The sequence below is a fragment of the Syntrophomonas sp. genome (assembly GCF_028707975.1).
Lineage (GTDB): Bacteria > Bacillota > Syntrophomonadia > Syntrophomonadales > Syntrophomonadaceae > Syntrophomonas.
The window spans coordinates 1-5,325 of sequence record NZ_JAQVZX010000113.1 but is presented as its reverse complement, the minus strand read 5'-3'; the positions used below and the strand labels follow the sequence as shown (position 1 = coordinate 5,325).

5 protein-coding genes, 1 tRNA gene and 1 pseudogene are annotated in these 5,325 nt (G+C 47.0%); 2 read left to right on the top strand and 5 right to left on the bottom strand.

Annotated elements, in window-relative coordinates:
- Positions 1 to 292: 292 nt before the first annotated feature.
- Positions 293 to 451 (top strand): annotated as a pseudogene (locus PHP87_RS10525) (terminase large subunit); the annotation flags it as partial.
- Positions 452 to 559: 108 nt separating this feature from the next.
- On the opposite strand, the gene PHP87_RS10520 reads toward PHP87_RS10525, so the two are convergent.
- From PHP87_RS10520 to PHP87_RS10510, 3 genes are all read right to left on the bottom strand, one after another.
- Positions 560 to 636 (bottom strand) — tRNA-Pro (locus PHP87_RS10520).
- 66 nt (positions 637 to 702) lie between these two features.
- Positions 703 to 1,368 carry an HAD family hydrolase gene (locus tag PHP87_RS10515; protein ID WP_299921133.1) on the bottom strand — a complete coding sequence of 222 codons (666 nt, stop codon included), beginning with the start codon at positions 1,366 to 1,368 and terminating at the stop codon, positions 703 to 705.
- A 14-nt stretch (positions 1,369 to 1,382) separates the two neighbouring features.
- Positions 1,383 to 2,108, bottom strand: coding sequence for a LysE family transporter (locus PHP87_RS10510; RefSeq protein WP_299921131.1), 726 nt, complete (start codon positions 2,106 to 2,108; stop codon positions 1,383 to 1,385).
- Between the two features lie 685 nt (positions 2,109 to 2,793).
- Between PHP87_RS10510 and PHP87_RS10505 the strand changes: the two genes are divergently transcribed.
- Positions 2,794 to 3,699, top strand: coding sequence for a sulfite exporter TauE/SafE family protein (locus PHP87_RS10505; RefSeq protein ID WP_299921128.1), 906 nt, complete (start codon positions 2,794 to 2,796; stop codon positions 3,697 to 3,699).
- Between the two features lie 7 nt (positions 3,700 to 3,706).
- On the opposite strand, the gene PHP87_RS10500 is transcribed toward PHP87_RS10505, so the two are convergent.
- Both PHP87_RS10500 and PHP87_RS10495 read right to left on the bottom strand, forming a co-directional pair.
- On the bottom strand, positions 3,707 to 4,492 hold the full coding sequence (locus PHP87_RS10500; RefSeq protein ID WP_299921126.1) for an alpha/beta fold hydrolase: 786 nt from the start codon (positions 4,490 to 4,492) through the stop codon (positions 3,707 to 3,709).
- 81 nt (positions 4,493 to 4,573) lie between these two features.
- Positions 4,574 to 5,325: ATP-binding domain-containing protein (locus PHP87_RS10495; protein ID WP_299921124.1), on the bottom strand; the 752-nt coding region annotated here is incomplete at its 5' end.

Below are 5,325 nucleotides of genomic sequence, written 5' to 3'. Positions count from 1 at the left end.
TACCCCCCTAAATTGATTTTCGGTCTCTAATCGACCCTATTCACATGATAGGCAAATCGCCCAATATATGCAAATACAAGAAATTTCTTCACGCTCCAGGAATGCCGATATCCGGGATTTATCTCCTATAAACATGATAATCCGTCATTCTATAGATAAAGCAATTTTTCCGCCAATAACCACTTATAATAGTTCCAGGCCAATAACCGCAGTATTTACCGGTACCATACCCCGGTAAGCTATCTCACGACTACCATCCTGCGCTTTGTCGGGTTAAATGTATCTTCTAAAAACCACGGAGGGCAATGTAGTACATTACGGATTTATTGAAAGCTTCATCGAGGAACTCGGCACTCGGTACAATATTCGGGAGATTGCCTTTGACCGCTGGGGCGCGGTGCAGATGACGCAGAATCTGGAAGGGGGCTTTACGGTGGTACCTTTTGGCCAGTATAAGCCGCTCCTACAATCCGAAGGAACGGCTATATTTTGGGCCTTTTAAGCAAAACAAAAACCACCCATCGATAAAATTCTTTCTATCAATAGATGGTAGTTAAAATGGTCGGGGTGACAGGATTTGAACCTGCGGCTTCTACGTCCCGAACGTAGCGCTCCACCAAGCTGAGCTACACCCCGATGCAAGAAATATGATATCAATTAAATCGTCTTTCGTCAATATCGTCTCAGCATAACTGCGGCCATTCAGCCGCTGAGCACCCTCCAATCTTCCTGCATGGCATGGGAAAGGAGCCCGGGGTCAGGATTCACCGCTACCGGTTCTCCAACCATTCCCATCACCTTTACATCAGCCACACTGTCGGCAAAACAACGGCTGGCCTTCCAGTGCACCTCCTGCCCGGCAAAAGTCTCCTTAAGAAGAGAACACTTACTTTCCCCATCGATAAAAGGAGTATCTCCTTCAGGATCGAATATTCCGTCTTTAAAGGCCAGCCGTGCGGCTATTACTGTGTCCAAGCCCAGATCGGCCGCCACCATTTTCATGAGTTCAGAATAGGAACCGGAAAGCAGCACACAGTGATAACCCTGGCTTCGGGCCAAATCAATCTCTTTAATTATCCTGCTATTGAAGTGTTTTCTCAATCCAGGATAGGCTTGGTGAAAGAAAATTTTTATCTCCTCAGCATTCATCCCGGAGAACAGGTAATTGAATTTTCTGAATGCACCTGCTTTCATCCCTTCCCGGGATATGAGCCCCATCCTGTACCAGAGCAAATCCGGAACGATGGAAAGATAGACCAGAATGTAGCATAATTTGGATCTTTTCTGCCGGAGCCATTCTCGCCCCAGGCAAGGCAGAGTATCCCTGCTCAAAAGGGTTCCATCAAAGTCAAAAATTGCCAGTTTCATTTATACCTCCTTGTTTAACTTCCGATTCCCAAGTACATAAAATAAGACCCCAGAGCTAAAAGGAAAACCCCGCAGCACAAGATTAATGCGCGAAAAATCGAATTGTTCAGGACCTTGCGTCCTCCGCAAATCGCTGCTGCCACCAGAGAATACCAGGCCAGGTCGGCCAGGATATGACCGGAAAAAAAGGCGAGTACCCCGGCGCTTCCACTCTTTAGCGCCAGGCTGAGATAGCCTAATCCAATAGTAAGCCACCACAAAGACCAGTAGGGGTTGGCCAGGCTGATTAGAATGCCTCCTGCTACCGGGTGTAAGCCTCTTCTAGCAGCATACTTCCCGGATGACGACGCCACAGGCGATTGTGCTACTATATCTGACCGCTGGCCAGAAGGAGCAGTAATCCTGCCTGCTTCCTTCTCCTCAGTCTTCAATTGAAACGCGGAAAATGATCCCTGCAATCCATCCCTGATTAAGCTCAAACCCATCAAAAGAAGAAAGAATCCTCCCAGCAGGGCTATAGTATGAAAAACTGCCTGTTGTTTCAAGTAGACGGACAGCCCGCCCAGAATGGCTAGAATCAAGGATAGTTCAAGGATAGCATGTCCCAGTATAGTTAAGGGTGCCGCCCGAAATCCCCGTTTAAGCGTTTCCGCCACGGTAAAGCTCAGCAGGGGTCCTGGTACAATGGCCCCCGATAGCCCGGTAATAAAAGCAGTGGTGAAAATAAATATTAAAGTCATGGCCAAATCTCTCCCGCATTCTGTCCTACCAAAGTAGTTTAAAAAAGCCTGTGCTTGTACGCGGTTCTTTTTAGGTATATTTTGATTGATAATTAAGAGTTGATGTCACTGCAAAAAGCAATAAATATGTATTAGTGTGCATAAATATACCGCTCAGCACCCATAATAGCGACTGCAAGGGAGCACCCAGGCGTACCCGCAGGGTGCACCCATAATAGCGATCGCAGGGCATTGTAAGGGCGGTCTTCGACCGCCCGCTTTCACCTTCGCCAACGCTCGTTTTGTATATTCATGCAACCCTTATGCAACAAAAAGGGTTTTTTGCAGTGACATCCGAGTTTTACATAAACTCGGAAAACGGTCAATATATCGCGGATACAATGAGATAATAACACTATATATTATATTTCCTAATGATTCTTCACTGAATTTTTAGATTATGCAAAATACTCAATTGTTCAGGCACCTGAAATAGTAGCTTCAATTCCCCATTATTAGCAAACTGGTTATATAAGCTTTTTAAATATATAATGGGCTTTGCAAGAAATTATATGGAATTGCTCTGCGGATTAGACAAAAACCTGGGTGGTTGTACGGGGTTATTGGTAATTATTATATATATTGCCCCTGCCGAGAGCATGAACTTATCAATCACAAAACTGCCTCGAAGAAAGGAATCTAATATATGGATAGAAAGATTTTTATGGATAAATATGCTTTCATTGCCGGATTGCTGTTTGTAATTATCCTGGCTCTGGCCTGGGTACTGTGGAGCAGGTCCCCGCTGGCAGCAGGTGCGGCTCTCCCCCGGCCTGGTGCTCTGGAGCTTTTCCTGCTTACAGCTATCGGAATCATGGCTGGCTACTTCGGCGGTTTGCTGGGTATCGGGGGTGGAATTATTATGCTGCCCCTGCTCAAGTTCGGCTTTAACTATTCCACCACTCTAGCTGTGGGCACCACCCTTTTCGCAGTTATATTTACGGCCATTTCCGGCGGTTATGCCCACTTCTTGCGCGGTAACGCTCACCGAGCAGGCATAGTCTATATTTCTATGGGCGGCATAGCGGGTATTTTACTGGGCTCCTTCTTTTTTCAACTTCTGGCTGAACAAATGAAGCTGCTAAACCTGGTTCTGGGCCTTTTCTTTGTTTTCCCGGGCTTTTTCATGATCTGGGAAAGCCTTTTTTCTCGTAAAAATGACCCGATAAAAGAAACTCAAAATATTAGAGAAAGACCTTTAGGATTATGCGCTCTAGGTTTTGTGGTGGGTTTTCTTACCGGCATCCTGGGCCTGGGGGGAGGATACCTACTGGTTCCGGGAATGACTTATTTTTTTGGCTACCCGATTTACCTGGCTGTAGGTACTTCCCTGGTTTCTGTAATTCCTGTAACCATCATAGGGGGCAGCATCAAGCTACTGCAAAGCTATGTTTTACTGGAGGCCTCCCTGGCCCTGGCGGCAGGTACCATAATCGGGGCCCAGCTGGGAGCAGCCAGCATAAGAAACTATAAGCCTGCCACCCTGAAGTTTATTTTCGGGCTATATTTTTCCTATGCCGCCATCCGGCTTATCAGCAGCTTCTGGTTCTAAAGTTTACTCATACTCCCTTTCCGTAGACTAATTCTGCAATAGCCCCAAAATAGCGGGGCAAATCCATAACAATTACATCATTGTGGCCGGCTCCAGGTATTACCAGCATCTTCTTCGCGTTACTGCCCAGCTGCTCAAATACCAGCTTACCTTCCCGCAAATAGACCAGGTTATCCTCTTCCCCGTGAATCACCAGGGCCGGTAGCTTGATTTCTCCCAACATCTGCAGGCATTCCTGCTCTATGGGTTCCAGTATCCGGTAATCGGCGGGCAATTCCAAACCTTTAATCAATCTGGTTAAAGAGGCAAAGCCGCTTTCTATAACCAGTCCCCGAACTTCCTGTTGATAGTGGAAGGCCAGTTCCAGGGCGGAAATGCTCCCCAGCGATCGGCCCATGAGCCACAGTTCGGAGTTAAACTCCCGCCGGGCAAGTTCCTCCCGAACCGCTCGAAAAATCCGGTGGGCATCCTCAACTAAATGAACAAAAGTAGGACTGCCGCTGCTGCCCCCGTAACCCCGGTAATCGCCTACCACCAGATTTATTCTTTGCGCGTTGTAAAGCCGGGAAAACTCGTCGTAGTCGCTTACCACTTCACCGTTGCCATGAAAATAGAGCATCCAGGGCCATTCTTTATTCCCTGGGTAAAAACGGCAATGTACATAAATTTCATTCTCGGCTTCTACCGGTACCTGGAAATCAAAACTCCCCGGCGGAGCAAGCCGGAGTTCTTTTCGAGGAAAAAACAAAAAATCCAGCAACACCGGCTGGTCTAACAAGGCATAATCCGGCATAATTATCCCCCTTTCGCAAGCCTTCTTGCTTCCTGAAAAGAATTCGCCATATTTAGGCTTAATTCCTGCTTTTGGCAAAACTTAGATTGACTTCACCCCCATCTTTACTAGGCGCTCTTTCAGCCCAGTATCCCGGCTGCGGGGTTTGTCGTTGTTTATGGCGATGTGTAAAGCTTTTTTGCTTCCTATTATTATTACCAGTTTGCGGGCCCGGGTAACCCCGGTGTAAAGCAGGTTACGCTGCAGGAGTATATAGTGCTGTTCCAAAAGCGGAATAATCACCGCCGGGTATTCACTGCCCTGCGCCTTGTGAATGGAACAGGCATAGGCCAGTTGCAGCTCATCAAGCTGCGAAAAGTCATACGAAACCGGATAGTCTTCAAATTCTACTTCCAATTTTTGTTCTTCCAGATCAAATCGTTTTACCCAGCCAATATCGCCGTTGTATACGCCTTTATCGTAATTATTGACTAGTTGCATAACCTTGTCACCGATTTTAAAATTCCTTCCGCCCCGGCTTATTCCTGGCTGCTTGGGGTTAAGCACCTGCTGCAACTCCACATTTAAATTACTGACCCCAATAAGCCCCCGGTTCATGGGGGTCAGAACCTGAATATCCTTGATGGGGTGAAAATTGAAATAACGGGGAATACGGCTGCGGCAGAGACCCAGGATTTTCTGCAGAGCTTTTTCCGCATCTTTTTCCTCCATAAAGTAAAAATCGCTTTTCTCCCCGGCTTCTGGTATATAGGGAAATTTGCCCTGGTTGATGCGGTGGGCATTATAGACTATCCGGCTTCCCCGCGCCTGGCGGAAAATTTCCGTTAATTCGA

Coding starts and splice junctions, on each gene's coding strand:
- PHP87_RS10500 (WP_299921126.1), bottom strand. CDS start 4,492: ATGCCGGATTATGCCTTGTTAGACCAGCCGGTGTTGCTGGATTTTTTG.
- PHP87_RS10505 (WP_299921128.1), top strand. CDS start 2,794: ATGGATAGAAAGATTTTTATGGATAAATATGCTTTCATTGCCGGATTG.
- PHP87_RS10515 (WP_299921133.1), bottom strand. CDS start 1,368: ATGAAACTGGCAATTTTTGACTTTGATGGAACCCTTTTGAGCAGGGAT.
- PHP87_RS10510 (WP_299921131.1), bottom strand. CDS start 2,108: ATGACTTTAATATTTATTTTCACCACTGCTTTTATTACCGGGCTATCG.